The organism is Paraburkholderia sp. PAMB 6770, from assembly GCF_057748135.1.
Window position 1 is genome coordinate 501,956 of the sequence record NZ_CM173239.1, and the last position, 17,637, is coordinate 519,592.

14 protein-coding genes are annotated in these 17,637 nt (G+C 67.5%); 8 read left to right on the plus strand and 6 right to left on the minus strand.

Going from position 1 to position 17,637, the window contains the following annotated elements; all coding sequences use genetic code 11:
* Nucleotides 1-166 precede the first annotated feature (166 nt).
* Together AC3AP7_RS19825 and AC3AP7_RS19830 are read right to left on the minus strand one after the other, a co-directional pair.
* A complete protein-coding gene (locus AC3AP7_RS19825; RefSeq protein WP_487365063.1) occupies nucleotides 167-751 on the minus strand; it encodes a DUF1120 domain-containing protein in 585 nt (194 codons plus the stop codon).
* On the minus strand, nucleotides 708-3,143 hold the full coding sequence (locus AC3AP7_RS19830) for a fimbria/pilus outer membrane usher protein (RefSeq protein WP_487364271.1): 2,436 nt from the start codon (nucleotides 3,141-3,143) through the stop codon (nucleotides 708-710). Before AC3AP7_RS19830 ends, AC3AP7_RS19825 begins: the two co-directional genes overlap by 44 nt.
* Here AC3AP7_RS19830 and AC3AP7_RS19835 point away from each other — a divergent pair.
* Nucleotides 3,142-3,312, plus strand: coding sequence for a hypothetical protein (locus AC3AP7_RS19835; RefSeq protein ID WP_487364272.1), 171 nt, complete (start codon nucleotides 3,142-3,144; stop codon nucleotides 3,310-3,312). The two genes, AC3AP7_RS19830 and AC3AP7_RS19835, sit on opposite strands and share 2 nt — an antisense overlap.
* Here AC3AP7_RS19835 and AC3AP7_RS19840 read toward each other — a convergent pair.
* Both AC3AP7_RS19840 and AC3AP7_RS19845 read right to left on the minus strand, forming a co-directional pair.
* A complete protein-coding gene (locus tag AC3AP7_RS19840) occupies nucleotides 3,293-3,970 on the minus strand; it encodes a fimbria/pilus chaperone family protein (RefSeq protein ID WP_487364273.1) in 678 nt (225 codons plus the stop codon). The two genes, AC3AP7_RS19835 and AC3AP7_RS19840, sit on opposite strands and share 20 nt — an antisense overlap.
* A gap of 671 nt (nucleotides 3,971-4,641) precedes the next feature.
* Complete coding sequence (locus AC3AP7_RS19845) at nucleotides 4,642-6,204, minus strand: methyl-accepting chemotaxis protein (RefSeq protein ID WP_487364274.1); 1,563 nt, start codon at nucleotides 6,202-6,204, stop codon at nucleotides 4,642-4,644.
* Nucleotides 6,205-6,583: 379 nt separating this feature from the next.
* Here AC3AP7_RS19845 and ilvD point away from each other — a divergent pair, with 379 nt between their 5' ends.
* Entirely contained in the window at nucleotides 6,584-8,446 is a 1,863-nt protein-coding gene (gene ilvD / locus AC3AP7_RS19850) for a dihydroxy-acid dehydratase (RefSeq protein ID WP_487364275.1), read from the plus strand.
* A 244-nt stretch (nucleotides 8,447-8,690) separates the two neighbouring features.
* Here the strand turns inward: ilvD and AC3AP7_RS19855 are convergent, their stop codons facing one another.
* Complete coding sequence (locus tag AC3AP7_RS19855) at nucleotides 8,691-9,779, minus strand: LacI family DNA-binding transcriptional regulator (RefSeq protein WP_487364276.1); 1,089 nt, start codon at nucleotides 9,777-9,779, stop codon at nucleotides 8,691-8,693.
* Between the two features lie 100 nt (nucleotides 9,780-9,879).
* Between AC3AP7_RS19855 and AC3AP7_RS19860 the strand changes: the two genes are divergently transcribed.
* The 6 genes from AC3AP7_RS19860 (at nucleotide 9,880) to AC3AP7_RS19885 (ending at nucleotide 16,872) form a co-directional block, all read left to right on the plus strand.
* On the plus strand, nucleotides 9,880-10,686 hold the full coding sequence (locus AC3AP7_RS19860; protein ID WP_487364277.1) for an SDR family NAD(P)-dependent oxidoreductase: 807 nt from the start codon (nucleotides 9,880-9,882) through the stop codon (nucleotides 10,684-10,686).
* A 121-nt stretch (nucleotides 10,687-10,807) separates the two neighbouring features.
* Nucleotides 10,808-11,854 (plus strand): TRAP transporter substrate-binding protein, encoded by a 1,047-nt coding sequence (locus tag AC3AP7_RS19865; RefSeq protein ID WP_487364278.1) that lies wholly within the window; start codon nucleotides 10,808-10,810, stop codon nucleotides 11,852-11,854.
* Nucleotides 11,854-13,737, plus strand: a complete 1,884-nt coding sequence (locus AC3AP7_RS19870) for a TRAP transporter large permease (RefSeq protein WP_487364279.1) — start codon at nucleotides 11,854-11,856, stop codon at nucleotides 13,735-13,737. Before AC3AP7_RS19865 ends, AC3AP7_RS19870 begins: the two co-directional genes overlap by 1 nt.
* 21 nt (nucleotides 13,738-13,758) lie before the next feature.
* On the plus strand, nucleotides 13,759-14,313 hold the full coding sequence (locus AC3AP7_RS19875) for a VOC family protein (protein WP_487364280.1): 555 nt from the start codon (nucleotides 13,759-13,761) through the stop codon (nucleotides 14,311-14,313).
* Nucleotides 14,310-15,584 carry a ribulose-bisphosphate carboxylase large subunit family protein gene (locus AC3AP7_RS19880; protein WP_487364281.1) on the plus strand — a complete coding sequence of 425 codons (1,275 nt, stop codon included), beginning with the start codon at nucleotides 14,310-14,312 and terminating at the stop codon, nucleotides 15,582-15,584. Before AC3AP7_RS19875 ends, AC3AP7_RS19880 begins: the two co-directional genes overlap by 4 nt.
* A complete protein-coding gene (locus tag AC3AP7_RS19885) occupies nucleotides 15,577-16,872 on the plus strand; it encodes a four-carbon acid sugar kinase family protein (protein WP_487364282.1) in 1,296 nt (431 codons plus the stop codon). The genes AC3AP7_RS19880 and AC3AP7_RS19885 overlap by 8 nt, the downstream gene beginning before the upstream one ends.
* 36 nt (nucleotides 16,873-16,908) lie before the next feature.
* On the opposite strand, the gene AC3AP7_RS19890 is transcribed toward AC3AP7_RS19885, so the two are convergent.
* Nucleotides 16,909-17,559, minus strand: coding sequence for a helix-turn-helix domain-containing protein (locus AC3AP7_RS19890; protein WP_487364283.1), 651 nt, complete (start codon nucleotides 17,557-17,559; stop codon nucleotides 16,909-16,911).
* Nucleotides 17,560-17,637: the final 78 nt, after the last annotated feature.

Below are 17,637 nucleotides of genomic sequence, written 5' to 3' on the forward strand. Positions count from 1 at the left end.
CCGGGCCCTCACCATCGGACCAGGATGAGAGTCGCCCGATGGTCTCGGCCATGCGCCGCCCACGCACCGCCCACGCACCGCCCGCGTGCCGGGTCGCGGGCGGAGTGGGCAGAGTGGGCGGCGTGGGCGGAGTGGGTGCAATGGTCAGGATCGCCAGGAAGCCCGGTCAGAACGAACTCACCCTCAATGTGCCAGCTCCGATCAGCGTCGTGATGTCGCGCACACGCGTGGTCGCATCGACGACGAACGTCTCTATTTCCAGCTGAACCATCAGCGACTTCCCCGAAACGCGTCCGTTTCGCCCGACGACGCTCACGCTCGAATGGGGAACCAGCGCGACGCTTTCGACCCCCGCACTGGTGAGCTGCCGGTCATTGGCCGTCTGCGCGAGCAGGGCCGGCGCGCCGTCGACGCTGGCCTGCGTCAGCTCGATCGTGAAGTGGCCGCCGCGCGCGAACCGGAAGGCGCCCGGGCCTGCCGGCTCCGCATCGAATCGCAGGGCAAACGTCTGCGCCTCGCGGCACTGCACGCGCAGGGTGAGCTGCCGCTTTCCGAGCGACACGGGCGCCGACGTCACCGGGAGATCCCCACGAACGATGGGCCCGTAATCGATGTCCGCATTGCCCACCTGGATGTCGCAGCCGCTCGCCCATGCCATGCCGGGTCCAAGCAGGACGCCCGCGAGCAGCACGCGTGCAAGGCACGGATTAACGCCGGCAGGTCGCCGACGCCGTGTCGTAAAACGAATCATGGTCAGTTTTCTCGGGGAAATTGATTTCGAGCCTGCACGTTCCGGCGTCCGGCAGCGAGACCCGCAGGTCCGACTCGGGCCCCACGTCGGACAGGAACATCGTTCCGTCGTCCAGCACGGTGGTGAGGAAGTTGCCGGCGCCGTCGAGCACCAGTGCGCCCTTGGGCAGCGGCTGCCCGTTTTCGTCGACGGCCGTGATCAGGAAGCGGTTCGCCCGGATCACGTCGAACGAAACGAAATTGACCGAGCCGCGTCCGGCGCCGACGGTCTGGAAACCGTTTCTGAGGTCGACCCGGCGCGGCAGCGTCCGGGTCTGCACTTCGATGCGGCTGTCCCGGTAGGCGCTGAACATCGGCACCACCGCCTGCCCCGTAAAATCCGTCCACACGGGCCCATACGGCGTCGTGAGCTTGACCCCGGAGAGGCCCGGAACATCGACGATTCCAAAGGTGTCCTGCACTTCGTAAGGCGAGAACGTGACGCCGCCCCGATGCGCGACCACGCCGCCCGAGATCCGGCCGCTCAGCGCGCGCGTGGCGTTGCTCTGCGCGTAGCCAAGATCGACGGCGGTGTAGCGCGGCAGCAGCGACACGTTGCCGGACGCGTGGGTGGCGCCCGTGCTGTTGTTCCGCTCGGCGGACACGCGATAGCTCACCTGGTCGCTGACGACCTCGGACAGGGCCACGCCCGTGGTCAAGCGGTCGCCGCGCTGGCGCGCGTACGTCTGTACCGACCGCTTGCCGAGCGGGATGCTCACGTTCACGTAGGCGGCGCGCTCGCTGCGCTGTGCCGTGTCGCGCCCGCCGAGGCTGGTCTCGACACTCGCATTGACCGTGGCGTGCCTGAACGTGCGGCCCCACGACGCGACGACACGATTGCTCGATCGCCCGTCAAAAAACCGGTTGGCCGAGTACGTCATGTTGACGCCGCCGATCACCGGGTGTGACCAGTTCAGGGATGCCGTGTATTGCCCCTTGAGGTGCGACAGATACGCGTCGCCATTGCCGGAAGACAGCGTCTCGGCGAATTCGCGATAACCGGCGGTCTGCTGCGTCGCGGACACGCTGACGGCCGCGCTGTACGGCAGCGGAACGGACATCGACGCGCTGATCTTCGTGCCCTTGACGCCCTCGTCGAGCGCGTTCGAAAAGGTGTTGCGCACGCTCACGGCGGCGTCGTTGAAGATCCGCGTGTCGGCGCCCCAGCCTGCCGACTGGTAGCGCGGCGATACCATCGCGCCGGCCGACGCGGTGGTGTCGCGTCCCACGTTCCACGTCGCTGTCCCGGTTGCGACCATGGGCTGCGCGATGCCGGCGTCTGCCACGTCGCGCACCTTGCCGAGCGCGAAGGTGTACCCGGGCGGCGCAGGCACCGACGTCCGGAACGACGCCGCCGGCACCACGAACTGCCGCTCGTTGCCGTTCGCTTCGCGCACGGTCACCGCCAGATCGGTATTCGCGTTGAGCAGCGGGATATCCGTGATCGCAAACTGCCCTTCGGGCACCATCGTGGTGTAGACGAGGACCCCGGCCTGGCGGATTTCCACGGTGGCCTGGCTGGGCGCGATGCCTTCGACGAGCGCGCCGGAGTGCCGCGTTTCATTGAGCGCGAGTTCCGGCAAGACCTGCACGCCGTTGATCGGCGCGCCCGGGAAAAGCGGACTGTTGATGTTGATCTGCCCCGCCTGGAGCACCGCCTTCTGGTCGGCGAAGGTCCGCTGCGCGTAGGTGTAGAGATGGTCGAATCGCGAGCGGCCGCCTTCCGAGACGTAAATCTGGCGGCTGCGGACGATCCAGTCGCCGAGGTTGAAGCCCAGCTGGGTCGACGCGGACAGGTACTGATGCGAGCCCCCGCCGGAAGTGCTGGAGCGCAGCGCCATCACATCGTAGTTCGCGATCGCGGCGAATCCGCCCTGGCTGAAATCGGATGCCTGCGGGGCGTCGCCGATCAGCGTGTCCTGCGAAACGACAATCGCGACCTCTTCCCGGTTGGGACGCAGCGTGACTTCGGTTTGCGGATAGGCTGCAACGAAGTCGTAACAGCGCGCGCCGGGTGCGCTCGCCTCGTCCAGCAGGTATTTGTCGCTGGGCGTGTGAAACCGTGCCCTGGCGATCAGGACATCGTCGAAACACAGGTCCCCTTGCGCATCGAAGCGCGCATCGACCTTGCCGACCTTGACGCCGTTGACGAGCAGCGTCACGACGTGCACCCCTTGCGTGAACCGCGGCACGTCCTTGAAATACGCGGCGAGCGCCGGATCGATGCCGCGCGCCTTGAGCGTGTCCATGTCGAACTCCGCGGAAGCCGTTTCGCCCTCGCTGCGCTCGGCTTTGGCCTCGGGTGCGGCGAACAGGGCAATCAGGCCGGATACCGCGCAGGCGAGCGAGGTCATGATCGGCGAGCCCTTTCGCTCGCGCGGCGCGGGCGCGGGCGCCGGCGCGGGTGCGAACGAGGCGGGGCCGACGCAGGCGGCTGACGTGGGCTTTTTCATCGCATCGAGGCGCGTGCGGCGTGAACTCACGCCGCTGCGCAAGGGCGCGGCTATTGCGGCGCGCTCGTGATCGCGGCCTCGTACCGGTCAACCGAGTAGCCGTAGACCGTGGCGGGGACGATCGTGACCGAACTCGCCGCAACCGGCGCATCGGCGTGCGCGACGATCGTCTCGCCCGGAAGCACGTAGCTGCGCGGCAAGATGGCCGTCGCCCTGGACGGCTGCATGATGACGGTCGGGTCGAGGCGCACGACATAGGCACTGTCGTTGACCGCCACCAGTTTCCCGTCCCTGATCTCCCACTTGAGCAGCGTCCACGGTGCGCGATTGGGCGCCAAGCCCTTCGGATTCACGATCAGCGGCAGGTTCTGGCGCACGGTGACGCCCACCGTGGCGTGTCCGGCCATCGCGGCGCGTTGCGGAATGCCTTCGAAGATCACGCGCTTGAGACGCTGTACCTTGATCGGTTCGCCGGACTTGAGGATAAAACGGACGAGCTGCGTTTCACCCGGCTCGACCCGTGCCACGGGCGGGGTCAGCAGCACCAGCGCTTCCTGGTCCTCCGGCGTGTTCTCGATTTTCGAGTAAAGGAGTGAAACGGTGTCGTCGGTATTCTTGACGTTGATACTCGTCTCGCCATCCGCCTCGTTCAGGATGATGACCGACGTCTCCGGCTCCATGCCCGAGGCCATTGCCTGCACGCCAGCCGTGGCCAGCATGGCGCCCATCAGAAATCCAAGTACGCGCTTTTTTGTCATGGGGGATCGCATGTGTGCACCTCGCTGGTTAGCCGGCATCGCTCCACTGTTTCGATGGCCGCTGTTAGAAATCATAGGTTCGATTATCGAGTTGGCAAGGTTTAGGACATATCGGACCAGGACTAAACGCCTAGGACTAGCGAACAATTGAATCGGAAGTGTCTCGGTTCGCACTCCTGTGCTATTTTGCTGGCGCGTCGCCTCATGCAGCCGGGCAGCGTGCGACAGCGGGCGTGCCGAGGGACGCCGAGGCATGCCGAGGCATGCTGACGCCCGGCATCCGGCCCAGCCGGGTTCGCCCGGTCAAACGCGGGACATGCGAATGGGGAGTGAATTGCCCGGCGTAGGGCGCGGGCGGGTTCGCTTCGGCCAGCCGCGCGCGGGTGCGCATGCCGGCCTGCGACGCATCGCCGCGGCAGCGGGGAATCGCCGCTTTGCCGTTGGCGGGCCGGCGAGCGCGCGAAGACTGTTCAGGTCCATCCCGCGGGATGGGGCGCGCTCAGCGCGGGAATCGACGCGCGAAGCTGGCTGCCGTGAAGGGCGCGCCGCCAGCGCGTTGTCGTCGAGGCGCTGGCCTGTCGCCATGATCGATGCGTGCGGTCTTTCGGAGCGTCCGCACGCGGGACGGCCGCCGTTGGCGGTCAGCCGTGCGCGTTCATTTCGGTTCTGAACACGGAGACGGCGTCCTGGAGTCGATGCGACTGCTCGTCGAGCGACTGCGCGGCCGCCGCGGCCTGTTCGACGAGCGCGGCGTTTTGCTGGGTCACGTCGTCCATCTGCGAGACCGCGGTGTTGATCTGCTCAAGCCCCTTGCTCTGATCTTCCGCCGCGCTGGCGATCTCCTGCACGATCTGCGTGAGCCGGCTGATCGCATGCTGCGCCTCGCCGATCGTCGAGCCGGCGGCTTCGACGAGTTCGGCGCCGGAGCCGACGCGCTCGACGGCGCTGCCGATCAGGTCGCGAATCTCCTTCGCCGCGCTCGCGCTGCGTTGCGCGAGCATCCGCACCTCGCCCGCGACGACCGCGAAGCCGCGTCCTTCCTCGCCGGCACGCGCGGCCTCGACCGCCGCATTCAGCGCGAGGATGTTGGTCTGGAACGCGATGCCTTCGATCACCGCGATAATGTCGACCATCTTGCGCGATTCGTCGCGAATCGCCTGCATCGTGGCGACGGCCTGGGTGGCCATGTCGCCGCCGCGATCGGTGATCTGCGCGGCGTTGCTCGCGAGATCGCTGGCGGCACGCGCGTTTTCGGCCGTGCTGCGCACCATCGACGTCATCTGCTGCATGCTCGACGCCGCTTCCTGCAGCGCCGCGGCCTGGCTTTCGGTGCGCGCGGACAGATCCATGTTGCCGTTCGCGATCTCGCCCGCCGCGGTGGCGACGTTGTCCGCGCTCATGCGGATCTGCGCAACCGTATCGGCGAGCGCGTTGCGCATCTGGCTGATGGCGAACATCAGGCTGCTGCGGTCGTTCTCGCGGGTCGCCACCGGCGTGGCGAGATCGCCCGCCGCGATCGTGCCGGCCATCCGTGCGGCGACATGCGGATCGCCGCCGATCGTGCGCTCGATGCTGCGGTTCGTATAGGCGACGATCACCGCGAGCAGTGCGGACAGCAGCACGAACACGCCGATCGATACGTATAGCGACTGCGCGAAGGCCGCTTCGATGTCGTCGATGTAGGCGCCCGTCGAAATGATCCAGTCCCACGGCGCGTAGCGGATCACGTAGCCGAGCTTGTCGACCGCCTTGTGCGCATGCGGATGGGGAAACACGTAATCCACGAAGCCGCCCTGCGGCGACTGCGCGACGGCGGCGAACGTCATGTAGTGATGGCGGCCGTCCGCGTCGACGACATGCGTCAGGTCCTTGCCGACCATGCCCGGCTTCATCGGATGCATCACCATCCGCGGCGTCGAATCGATCACGATGAAGTAGCCGTCCGTGCCGTAGCGCACGTCCTGGAGCCGCGCGAGCGCTTCCTTGCGCGCCTGCGCTTCGGTCAGCGCGCCGCTTTGCGCGAGCGCCGCATATTCCTTCACGATGCTGAGCCCGACGTGGGCGATATTCGTCAGATCATTGCGGCGTTCCTCGATGCGGGTTCGATACGAAAGCCAGGCTGAACTGAGCGAGACCAGCAGCAGGGCGATCAGGCTGATCACCAGGGGCAGCCAGAGTTTCTTCCGGAAGCTGAGCGTAGGCATCGGACTCGTCCTGATAGAAAGCGTAAGCGGTACGGGTATGAGGAATGGGAGGACTCATCCGTGTTAACGGCAGATCGACGCGCGGATGTGTAGTGTCTAACCCGTACAGCGCAATGCATCGCGCACATCAGTGCGGTTCGTTCATGCGCGTCGGGGAGGGGCTGCGTCGCATGTCGCGTGTTGCGCCGGCGGCATCGCGGGCGAAACCGGTCATGTCGCGCGCACGGGCATTGATATCTTTTGCGACTTTGTTGGGCCGGAAAAATATATTGGACGTCTTGCCGGCGCTCTTGCACTATGCGTGCACTTCGCGGACCGTGGCGCGCCGCCCGGCCCGCACGCAATCCCCGTTCAACGACAGCCCCACCCGAGGACAACAATGCCTGAATACCGCTCCCGAACTTCGACGCATGGTCGCAACATGGCCGGCGCCCGCGCGCTGTGGCGCGCCACCGGCATGAAAGACGGCGATTTCGGCAAGCCCATCATCGCCGTCGTGAACTCGTTCACGCAGTTCGTGCCCGGCCACGTGCACCTGCGCGATCTCGGCGCGCTGGTCGCAAAGGAAATCGAAGCCGCAGGCGGCGTCGCCAAGGAGTTCAACACGATCGCCGTCGACGACGGCATTGCAATGGGCCACGGCGGGATGCTGTATTCGCTGCCGTCGCGCGAGCTGATTGCCGATTCGGTCGAATACATGGTGAACGCGCACTGCGCGGACGCGATGGTGTGCATCTCGAACTGCGACAAGATCACCCCAGGGATGCTGATGGCCGCGATGCGGCTGAACATTCCGGTCGTGTTCGTGTCGGGCGGTCCGATGGAAGCGGGCAAGGTCAAGTCGCCGACCGACGGCCAGGTGATCGCGAAGATCGACCTGATCGACGCGATGATCAAGGCCGCCGATCCGAAGATCAGCGACGCCGAAGTGGCCGAGATCGAGCGCAGCGCGTGCCCGACGTGCGGCTCCTGCTCGGGCATGTTCACCGCGAACTCGATGAACTGCCTGACCGAGGCGATCGGCCTCGCGCTGCCCGGCAACGGCACGATCGTCGCGACGCACGCATGGCGCAAGGGCCTGTTCGAGCAGGCCGGCCGCCTGGTTGTCGAGCTGTGCCGCCGCTACTATCAGGAGGACGATGCATCGGTGCTGCCGCGCAACATCGCGACGAAGCAGGCGTTCGAGAACGCCATGTCGCTCGACGTCGCCATGGGCGGCTCGACCAATACCGTGCTGCATCTGCTGGCCGCGGCGCAGGAAGCCGGCGTCGATTTCACGATGTCGGACATCGACCGCATTTCGCGCAAGGTGCCCTGCCTGTGCAAGGTCGCGCCGTCGACCGACAAGTACCACATCGAAGACGTGCATCGCGCCGGCGGCATCATCGGCATCCTCGGCGAGCTGGCGCGCGCGGACCTGCTGGATCTGTCGTGCGGCAACGTGCATAGCGGCTCGCTCGGCGAAGCCATTGCACGGTGGGACGTGAAGGGCGGCGCGGGCGACGCCGCGCAGACGTTCTTCCGCGCGGCGCCGGGCGGCATTCCGACCACGGTCGCGTTCAGCCAGGAAGCGACCTATGCGTCGCTCGACGCGGATCGCGAGAAGGGCTGCATCCGCAGCAAGACGCACGCGTATTCGAAGGACGGCGGCCTCGCGGTGCTGTACGGCAACCTCGCGGAGAAGGGCTGCATCGTGAAGACCGCGGGCGTGGATGAATCGCAGTGGATCTTCTCCGGGCGCGCGCGCGTGTTCGAAAGCCAGGAAGCCGCGGTCGACGCGATTCTAGGCGACCAGGTGGTGGCCGGCGACGTCGTCGTGATCCGCTATGAAGGTCCGAAGGGCGGACCGGGCATGCAGGAAATGCTGTACCCGACCTCGTATCTGAAGTCGAAAGGGCTCGGCAAGACCTGCGCGCTGTTCACCGACGGCCGTTTCTCGGGCGGCTCGTCGGGCCTCGTGATCGGTCATGCGTCGCCGGAGGCGGCCGAGGGCGGCACGATCGGCCTCGTCGAAGAAGGCGATGTGATCGAGATCGACATCCCGCAGCGCAAGATGCACCTCGCGGTGTCCGACGACGAACTCGCGCGCCGGCGCGCGGCGATGGACGCGCGCGGCAACGCCGCGTGGCAGCCGGCAGGGCGCGAGCGCGTCGTGTCGCAGGCGCTGCAGGCGTATGCGGCGCTCGCGACGTCGGCCGATCGCGGCGCGGTGCGCGACGTCTCGCAACTCAAGCGCAAGTAAGCCGTCCCGGCCCCCGCGCATCGGCATGCCGGCGCGCGGGGGCCCGTGTCAGCCGGTGGTTCAGCGAATTGCCGTCGCTCGCTTTTCTTCCCGCGCCGGCATGCGGCCGGCGGAGGATGCGTCGCCCGGCGGCGCCTCGCCGCGCGGTGAATCCTGCTTGAACTGCGCAGTTGCCCCCGTGCAATTGAACCCTCGCAGCCAGCCGGTCAGGCACGCGCGCTTGCGCGTATCGCGACGTCCCCCGTCAAGGCAGATTTTCGCGCAGCACGATGTTGATGTGCGCGGGCTCGACCCCGTTGAGCGGCGAGCGCCCGTCGCGCAGGTTCGCAAACACGCGGATCGCGTTGAGCACGAGCGTCTGCGGGAAGATGTTGATTACCGCGTCCATCGTTCCGTCGATCAGCAGCGCGCGGGTTTCCGGCGTGAGCCCGTGACCGATGAACACCATGTCGTGCGCACGCTGGCATTCGACGAGCGCCTGCGCGATGCCCTCGGACGCGCCGCCCACGTTGTAGATGCCGGCCAGATCGTGATGCTCCTGCAACAGGCTGCGCGCGAGCACGAGGTTGCTGCTCGCGTCGTCGAAGCCTTCCCGCAGACCGACGATCTTCGCGTTCGGCTGGTTCTCGCGCAGGTAGTGGCGAAACCCCATTTCGCGCTCTTCATGACCCCGGTAAGCGAGCGACCCGGCGAACAGCGCGATGTTGCAGGGCCGCTCGTCGCGCACGCGCATGAAGCGGCTCAGCAGCAAGCCCGCGGTGCGGCCGGCGGCGCGGTTGTCCATGCCGATGAAGGCCGCGCGGTTCGAATGCGCGAGGTCCGAAATCAGCGTGACGACCGGCACGCCCTTCTGCGCGATCGCATGGGTAGCCTCGCGCACCACCGGATGTTCGAGCGGCATGAACGCAATGCCGTCGCTTTGCTGCGCGAGCCGCGTGAGCTTGTCCGCGAGCGCGTGCGGATCGAACCCTTCGGTCGTATAGCAGCGGCACTTGATGTTGTAGGGAACCGTCGTGTCGGTGACGCGATTGATCGAGTCGGCCAACATGTGCAGGTAGCGGTTCGTGCCCGACGGCAGCACGAACGACAGACGCATCGGCTGCCTCTCCGGAGCCGGCAGGTGCTCGTCCTCGGGGACGTAGCGCAGTTCGCGCGCCGCGCTCATCACGCGTTCGGCGGTCATGCTGCGTACGCCGCCGCGGCGGTTCAGCACGCGGTCGACAGTGGCCGTCGACACGCCGGCGAGCCGCGCCACGTCCTCGATCAGCGGGCGCGCGTTGCGGGGGCCCGGCTCGGGGGCGGGGGTGTCGTCGGATATCGGGGCCGAATTCATGGTGCCACGCATAAATCAAAAAGCATCAGATTGATTGTTTGACGATCATTGTCGATCATTATAACTTCTCCGTCATCTGGAATCCGAACGGAGACGTGGAATGAGCGAAGCAGGGACGGGCAAGCTGGCGGGCCGGGTGGCCATCGTGTTTGGCGCCGGATCGGTCGGCGACGGCTGGGGTAACGGCAAGGCGGCGGCGGTCGCGTATGCGCGGGCCGGCGCGCGCGTCGTGTGCGTGGACCGCAGCGCGCAGGCCGCGCAAGTGAGCGCGGACATCATTGTCGGCGAAGGCGGCGCCGCGCTCGGCGTGGCCGCCGACGTCACCGTGCTCGCCGACGTGCAGCGCGCGGTGGATGCCGCGCTCGCCGCGTTCGGAACCGTCGACATCCTGCACAACAACGTCGGCATCACGTCGCAGGGCGGGCCGGTGGAGACCAGCGAGGACGTCTGGGACCGCGTGATGACGGTCAACGTGAAGAGCATGTTTCTCACCAGCAAGTGCGTGCTGCCGGTGATGGAGGCGCAACGGCGCGGCGCGATCGTCAACATCGGCGCGCTCGGCGGCGTGCGCTGGACCGGCTACGCGTACTGCGCGTATGCGGCCTCCAAGGGCGCGGTCAACAGCTTCACGCAGAGCGTCGCGCTGCAGTACGCGGCGCGCGGCATCCGCGCCAACTGCATCCTGCCGGGCGTGATGGACACGCCGCACATCTATCAGCAGATCTCCGGCTTCTATGCGAGCACGGACGAGATGGTCGCCGCGCGCAACCGCCTGTCGCCGACCGGGCGCATGGGCGACGGCTGGGACGTCGCGAACGCCGCGGTGTTTCTGGCGTCGGACGACGCGCGCTACATCAACGGAGTCGAACTGCTCGTCGATGGCGGCATGCATGCCCGCTGCAACTGATGTTTCAATCAAAAACAATCATCATTGTAGTTTGACCATGGACGGCGGGCCGTATAGCGTTTTCGGTACGCGGTAGCCGTTACAAGCGCGTCCACGCGCACAGATCGATAGGAGACACGTCATGCTCGCACCGAAGAAGAACCGCCCCAACCTCAAGCGCCGCACGCTGCTGCGGACGATGGCCGCCGCCCCGGTGGCCGTCGGCGCCGCCGGACTGATGGTGCCGGGGGTGGCCCGCGCCGCCGGGTTCACGCTGAAGTACGGCAACAACCTGCCGGTGTCGCATCCGCTGAATATCCGCGCGCAGCAGGCCGCCGCGCGCGTCGCGAAGGAAAGCAACGGGCGCGTCGTCATCCAGATCTTCCCGAACAACCAGCTGGGCGGCGACACCGACATGCTCGCCCAGGTGCGCAGCGGCGGCATCGACATGTTCACGCCGGGCACGATGGTGATTGCGCCGATCGCGCCGATCAGCGCGATTACCGCGCTCGGCTTCGTGTTCACGAGCTATGACCAGGTCTGGGCCGCGGTGGACGGCAAGCTCGGCGACCATATCCGCGCTGCCTTCGCAAAGGTCGGGCTGCACACGTTCGAAAAGATGTGGGACAACGGCTTCCGCCAGATCACCACCAGCAACCGGCCGGTGCACGTCGCCGCCGACCTGCGGGACATGAAGATCCGCGTGCCGGTGAGCGCGATGGGTATCTCGCTGTTCAAGTCGCTGTCGGCTGCGCCGACGAGCCTGCAGTTCAGCGAGGTGTATTCGGCGCTGCAGACGAAGGTGGTCGACGCGCAGGAGAATCCGCTTGCGATCGTCGAGACCGCCAAGCTCTACGAGGTGCAGAAGTACTGCTCGATCACCAACCATAGCTGGGACGGCTATCACTTCGTCTTCAACGGCCAGTCGTGGGCGCGCCTGCCTGCCGACCTGAAGACGATCATCGCGCGGGCCTTCAACGAAGCAGGGCTGCAGCAGCGCGAGGACCTGCGCAAGCTCAACGTGACGCTGCAGGCGAACCTGAGCGCGAAGGGGCTCGCGTTCAACTCGGCCGATCCCACGTCGTTTCGCGACACGCTGCGCAAAGCCGGCTTCTACGCGCACTGGAAAGGCACGTTCGGCGACGAGGCGTGGTCGCTGCTCGAATCCACCACCGGCAAGGTCGCGTGATGAATGCCGAACCTCTCGCCGCGGCGAGCCCGCCGGGCGTTCCGATGCAAGGCTGGCGCCGCGGGCTCGAACGCTGCGAGGCGGCGGTCGGCCTGGTCGCGCAGGCCGCGGCGGCGGTGCTTGTCGTCGTCGAGGTGGTGGTGCTGTTCTGGGGCATCGTCGCGCGCTACGTGCTGAACGATCCGCTCGTCTGGTCCGACGAAGTCACCGGGATGTGCTTCCTGTGGCTCGCGATGCTCGGCTCGGTGGTGGCGCTGCGGCGCGGCGAGCACATGCGCATGACTGCGTTCGTGTCGCGGCTCTCGCCGTCCGGGCGCGCGTTTGCGGACGCGCTCGCGCTCGCCGCGTCGCTCGCCTTTCTCGTGCTCGTGCTGCATCCGGCGTTCGATTACGCAAGCGAGGAGGTGATCGTCACGACGCCCGCGCTGCAGATCAGCGATGCATGGCAGGCGAGCGCGCTGCCGGTCGGCATCGCGCTGATGCTGGCCGTGAGCGTGATGCGGCTCGTCCGGGTGTGCCGGCTGCGCGATGCGGCCGTCGCGCTGCTGCTGATGGGCGGCGTGGTCGCGCTGTTCTGGTGGCTCGGGCCGCTGCTGATGCCGCTCGGCAAGCTGAACCTGCTGATCTTCTTCGTCGGCGTGGTCAGCGCGTGCGTGTTCGGCGGCGTGCCCATTGCGTTTTCGTTCGCGCTCGCGACCTTCGGATTCATGGCGCTCACGACGTACACGCCGATGGTCGTGATCGTCGGGCGCATCGACGAAGGGATGTCGCATCTGATCCTGCTCGCGGTGCCGCTGTTCGTGTTCCTCGGGCTGCTGATCGAGATGACCGGGATGGCGCGCGCGATGGTGCAGTTTCTCGCGAGCCTGCTCGGTCACGTGCGCGGCGGCCTGTCGTATGTGCTGATCGGCGCGATGTATCTGGTGTCCGGCATCTCGGGGTCGAAGGCGGCGGACATGGCCGCCATCGCGCCGGTGCTGTTCCCGGAGATGAAGGCGCGCGGTCTGCCGCCGGGCGACCTGGTCGCGCTGCTGTCGACCGCCGGCGCGCAGACGGAAACGATCCCGCCGTCGATCGTGCTGATCACGATCGGCTCGGTGACCGGCGTGTCGATCGCCGCGCTGTTCGCCGGCGGTCTGCTGCCGGGGGCAGTGCTTGGCGTGGGGCTTTGCGCGGTCGTGTGGTGGCGTCACCGCCGCGAGGATCTGAGCGCGGTCACGCGCAGCACGCGCCGCGAGATCGGCAAGGCGTTCGTCTATGCGCTGCCGGCCCTCGTGCTGCCGTTCGTGATCCGCGCGGCCGTGGTCGAAGGGGTGGCGACGGCGACCGAGGTGTCGACCATCGGCATCGTGTATTCGGTGGTCGTCGGGCTGCTGGTGTACCGGCGCTTCGACTGGCGGCGCCTGCCGGGCATCCTCGTCGAAACGGCGGCGCTGTCCGGCGCGATCATCTTCATCATCGGCGCGGCCACCGCGATGGCGTGGGCGCTGACGCAATCGGGCTTCGCACAGGACCTCGCGCATGCGATCGCGGCGCTGCCGGGCGGCAAGGCGAGCTTCATCGTCGTATCGATTGCGGCGTTCATCGTGCTCGGCAGCGTGCTCGAAGGGATTCCCGCGATCGTGCTGTTCGGGCCGCTGATGTTTCCGATTGCGCGCGCGGCGGGCGTCAACGAAGTGCATTACGCGATCGTCGTGGTGCTGTCGATGGGCGTGGGCCTGTTTTCGCCGCCGTTCGGCGTCGGCTACTACACGGCTTGCGCCATCGGCCGCGTCGATCCGAAGGACGGCGTCGCGCACATCGGGCCGTACCTCGCGGCGCTGTTTGCCGGGCTGGTTGTCGTGGCCGCGATCCCGTGGATCTCGGTCGGATTCGTTCATTGATTGAAGGGAGTGCGGCGCATCATGAGTCGCTTTTTTGGCGAAATTCGCCAGGTCGCCTATCTGGTCGACGATATCGAGGCCGCGATGGACTACTGGGCCAACACGCTGGGCGTCGGCCCGTGGTTTTATAACCCGAAGGTGCCGATTCGCCATTATCGCTACGCGGGCCAGCATTACGAGCCGCACAATTCGGTTGCGCTCGCCAATGCCGGCGGCTTGCAAATCGAGCTGCTGCAGGTGCGCAACGACGTGCCGTCGATGTATCGCGACTTTCGGGAGGCCGGGCATGCGGGCGCGCAGCACGTCGCCTACTGGACCGAGCATTTCGACGACGACCTCGCGCGCGCGCAGGCAGCCGGCTTCGATGTGCTGATGAGCGGCGAGGTCGGCGAAAACGGCCGCTTCGTGTATTTCGCGCAGCGCGGTCCGCACCCGGGCATTCACCCGGGCACCGTCATCGAATTGTCGGAGGTGGCGGGCCCGAAGGGCCGCCTGTTCGACCTGATCCGCGACGCTGCGCGCGACTGGGACGGCAGCGATCCCGTGCGCCCCTTTCCCGACCTGAACACGCTATGAGCCTGATTCGCGCACGTTATCTGATCGAAACCCCGCTCGACGTCGCCCGCGTGGCCGAGGTCCTGGCGGGCGAGCAAAGCAGCGGCACGTTCGTGCGCGTGGCCGGCGAAAGCGACGCGCTGCGCGCGCGCAGCCGTGCAACGGTGCACGCAATCGAGCCGGTCGCGCAGTTGCCGGCGCCGAGTCTTGCAAGTGCGTGGCTCGCCCGCCAGCAGGTGGCGGGACCGTGGCAGCAGGCGCGCGTGAGCGTCGATTTTCCGGTGGCCAATATCGGCGACAACCTGCCGACGCTCGCCGCGACGCTCGCCGGCAATCTGTACGACCTCGGCGAAACCACGGGCGTGCGGCTCGAACACGTGACGCTGCCCGCCGACGTGCGCGCGCGCTTCGCGCGGCCGAAGCACGGGGTTGCGGGGACGCGGCGCCTTGCGGGCGTGGAGCGGGGGCCGCTGTTCGGCACCATCATCAAGCCGAATGTCGGGTTGCATGCGGATGAAACGGCGGCGCTCGTCGCGCAGCTGTGCGAGGCAGGCATCGACTTTATCAAGGATGACGAAGTATCGGCGAACCCCGAGCACGCACCGCTGAACCTGCGCGTGCCGGCGGTGATGGCGGCCGTGCGCCGCTGGCGCGAGCGCACCGGCAAGGCGGTGATGGTCGCGTTCAACATCACCGATGCGCACGACGCGATGCTGCGCCACGCCGAACTGATCGCGCGCGAGGAGGGGGCCTGCGCGATGGTGAGCCTGAACTGGTGCGGCTTTTCGTCGGTGCAGGCGCTGCAGCGCGAAACCGGTCTCGCCATTCACGGACATCGCAACGGCTTCGGCATGTTCTCGCGCCATCCGGCGCTCGGCATGGACTTCCAGCCGTACCAGACATTGTGGCGGCTCGCGGGCATCGATCATCTGCATGTGCACGGACTGCAGGGCAAGTTCTCGCAGCCTGACGACGAAGTCGTGTCGTCCGCGCGCGATTGCCTGACGCCGCTCGCCGATGCGCAGGATCAGGACGATCGCGTGATGCCGGCGTTCTCGTCCGGGCAATGGGCCGGCACGTTGCCGCCCACCGCCGGGGTGGTGCCGTCGGGCGATTTCCTGTTCATGTGCGGCGGCGGCATTCTCGCGCATCCGGCGGGGCCGGCGGCTGGGGTGCGCAGCTTGCGCGACGCGTGGGCAGCCTGCGAGGCGGGACGGTCGCTCGATGCGCATGCGCGCGAAGCGCCCGCGCTGGCCCAGGCACTCGCGTTCTTCGGGCGGGTGCATGGCTGAGTCTGCGATGGCGTTGCCGCCGGCTCCGCGCATGGCCTGGTACGGCGACGACTTCACCGGTGCAAGCGATACGCTCGCGACGCTCGCCGAAGGCGGGCAGCGCGCGCTGCTGTTCCTCGGCGTACCGTCGGCCGCGCGGCTCGCGCGCTGCGGTCCGCTCGACGCGGTGGGGATCGCGGGGGCGGCGCGCTCGATGACCGTTGACGCGATGCGGGCGGAACTCGCTCCCGTCGCGCGTTTTTTCGCTTCGCTGCGCGTGGCGCTGGTGCAGTACAAGTGCTGCTCGACGTTCGATAGCGCGCCCGCAGTCGGCAATCTTTCGGTTGCAGTCGATACGTTGTGCGAACCATTCGGCGAGGTGTTCGTCGGCGTGGTCGGCGGTCAGCCGAGCCTCGGGCGCTACTGCGTGTTCGGTCAACTGTTCGCCTCGGCGGGCGGGCACGAGGTGTTCCGTATCGACCGGCATCCGACCATGCATCGGCATCCCGTTACGCCGATGCTCGAAGCCGATTTGCGCGTGCATCTGTGCGCGCAGGGGATGCGCGACCTCGCGCTCGTCGATTACCGGCACTATGCGGCGGACGCCGCTGCGGCGCTGCCGGGCCCGCGCGTGTTGTTCGACGTGACCGAGGCAGCGCAGTTGCCCGTCATCGGGCGTCTGCTGTGGCAGCAGGCCACGCGCGTGCCGGGGCGCCCGGCGGTGATCCTCGGCGCGAGCAGCGTGTCCGAAGCGTTGCTTGCGCACTGGCGCGAGCAGCCGGACGGACGCGCGGGCGCGCCCGCTGCGGCCCGCATGCCCGACGTGACGCCGGCTTCGGGCCCGGTGCTCGTGCTATGCGGTAGCCAGTCGCCGGTGACGGCGCGGCAGGTGGCGGCGAGCGGCGACGTGTTCGCGCAGCTGTCGTTCGATCCGGGCCGGGACGCGAGCGATGTGCTTGCCGCGGCGGCCGCCCGTCTGCGCGACGGGCGGCATCTGCTGCTCCGTACGACCGCGCCCGCACCGGGCGGCGCGAGTCCGCGGCAGGCCGCCGAGGCGAGCGCCGCGCTGCTCGCGCGGCTGTTGCACGACGTGCCCGCGATCCGGCGCGTCGGCATCGCGGGCGGCGATACGTCGAGCCTCGCGGTTCAGGCGCTCGATGTCTGGGCGCTGGAGTACGCCGGCCGTCTCGCGCCGGGCGTGTCGCTCGTGCGGGCGCGCTCGGACGTGGCGCGCTTCGACGGCCTCGAACTGATGCTCAAAGGCGGTCAGATGGGCGACGACGCACTGTTCGCGCGGCTGCCCGGCTGATCCGCGAGCAGCGCGGCGCGCGCGTCGCGGCGCGCTTCAGAGCGTCTGCGGCGGCCGGTGCGCATCCGTGTCGACGCAGCATACGAGCACCTGCGCGTCCTTCGCGCCGGTGCTCAGGTAGACGTGACCGACCGCACTGTCGAAATACAGGCTGTCGCCACGCGACAGCCTGAACACCTTGCCGTTCTCGAAGCGCAATTCCAGCTCGCCTTCGAGCACGAACAGGAATTCCTCGCCGCTGTGCCGGATGTAATCGGCGAACGCGTCGAGGGTGCGCGCGCGGATCCGCCCGCGCATCGGGACCATCCGCTTGCCGGTCAGATCGTTGGCGATCATCCCGTACTCGTACTGCGGCGTGTCGTAGATCATCTGTTTGCCCGCGCGCGTGAGGGAGGGCTGCAGCGGACCGGCTGCCTTGCGTTTCGCGCGTCCGAACAGGGCGTCGAATTCGACGTTCAGCGCATGGGCGAGCGCGGCGAACTTGTCATAGGTGAGCGCGATGTCGCCGCGTTCGGCCTTCGAGATCGTCGACACCGCAATGCCCGACAGCGCGGACAATTCCATCAGCGTGAGATCGTGCGCCTTGCGCGCGTCGCGCAGGCGCGCGCCCACCGCGCGGTGGGCGAGCTGGGTCGCGGCGTCGTCGCCGGTTGCCGGCTGCGTGCGTGCTGCTGCGGATTTCGCCATGAAAGGAGCGGGCCTTCGTTAAGGGTTTTGTCGTATACGAGAATTATTTTTTTCTCGTATAGGATAACCGCATCCCGT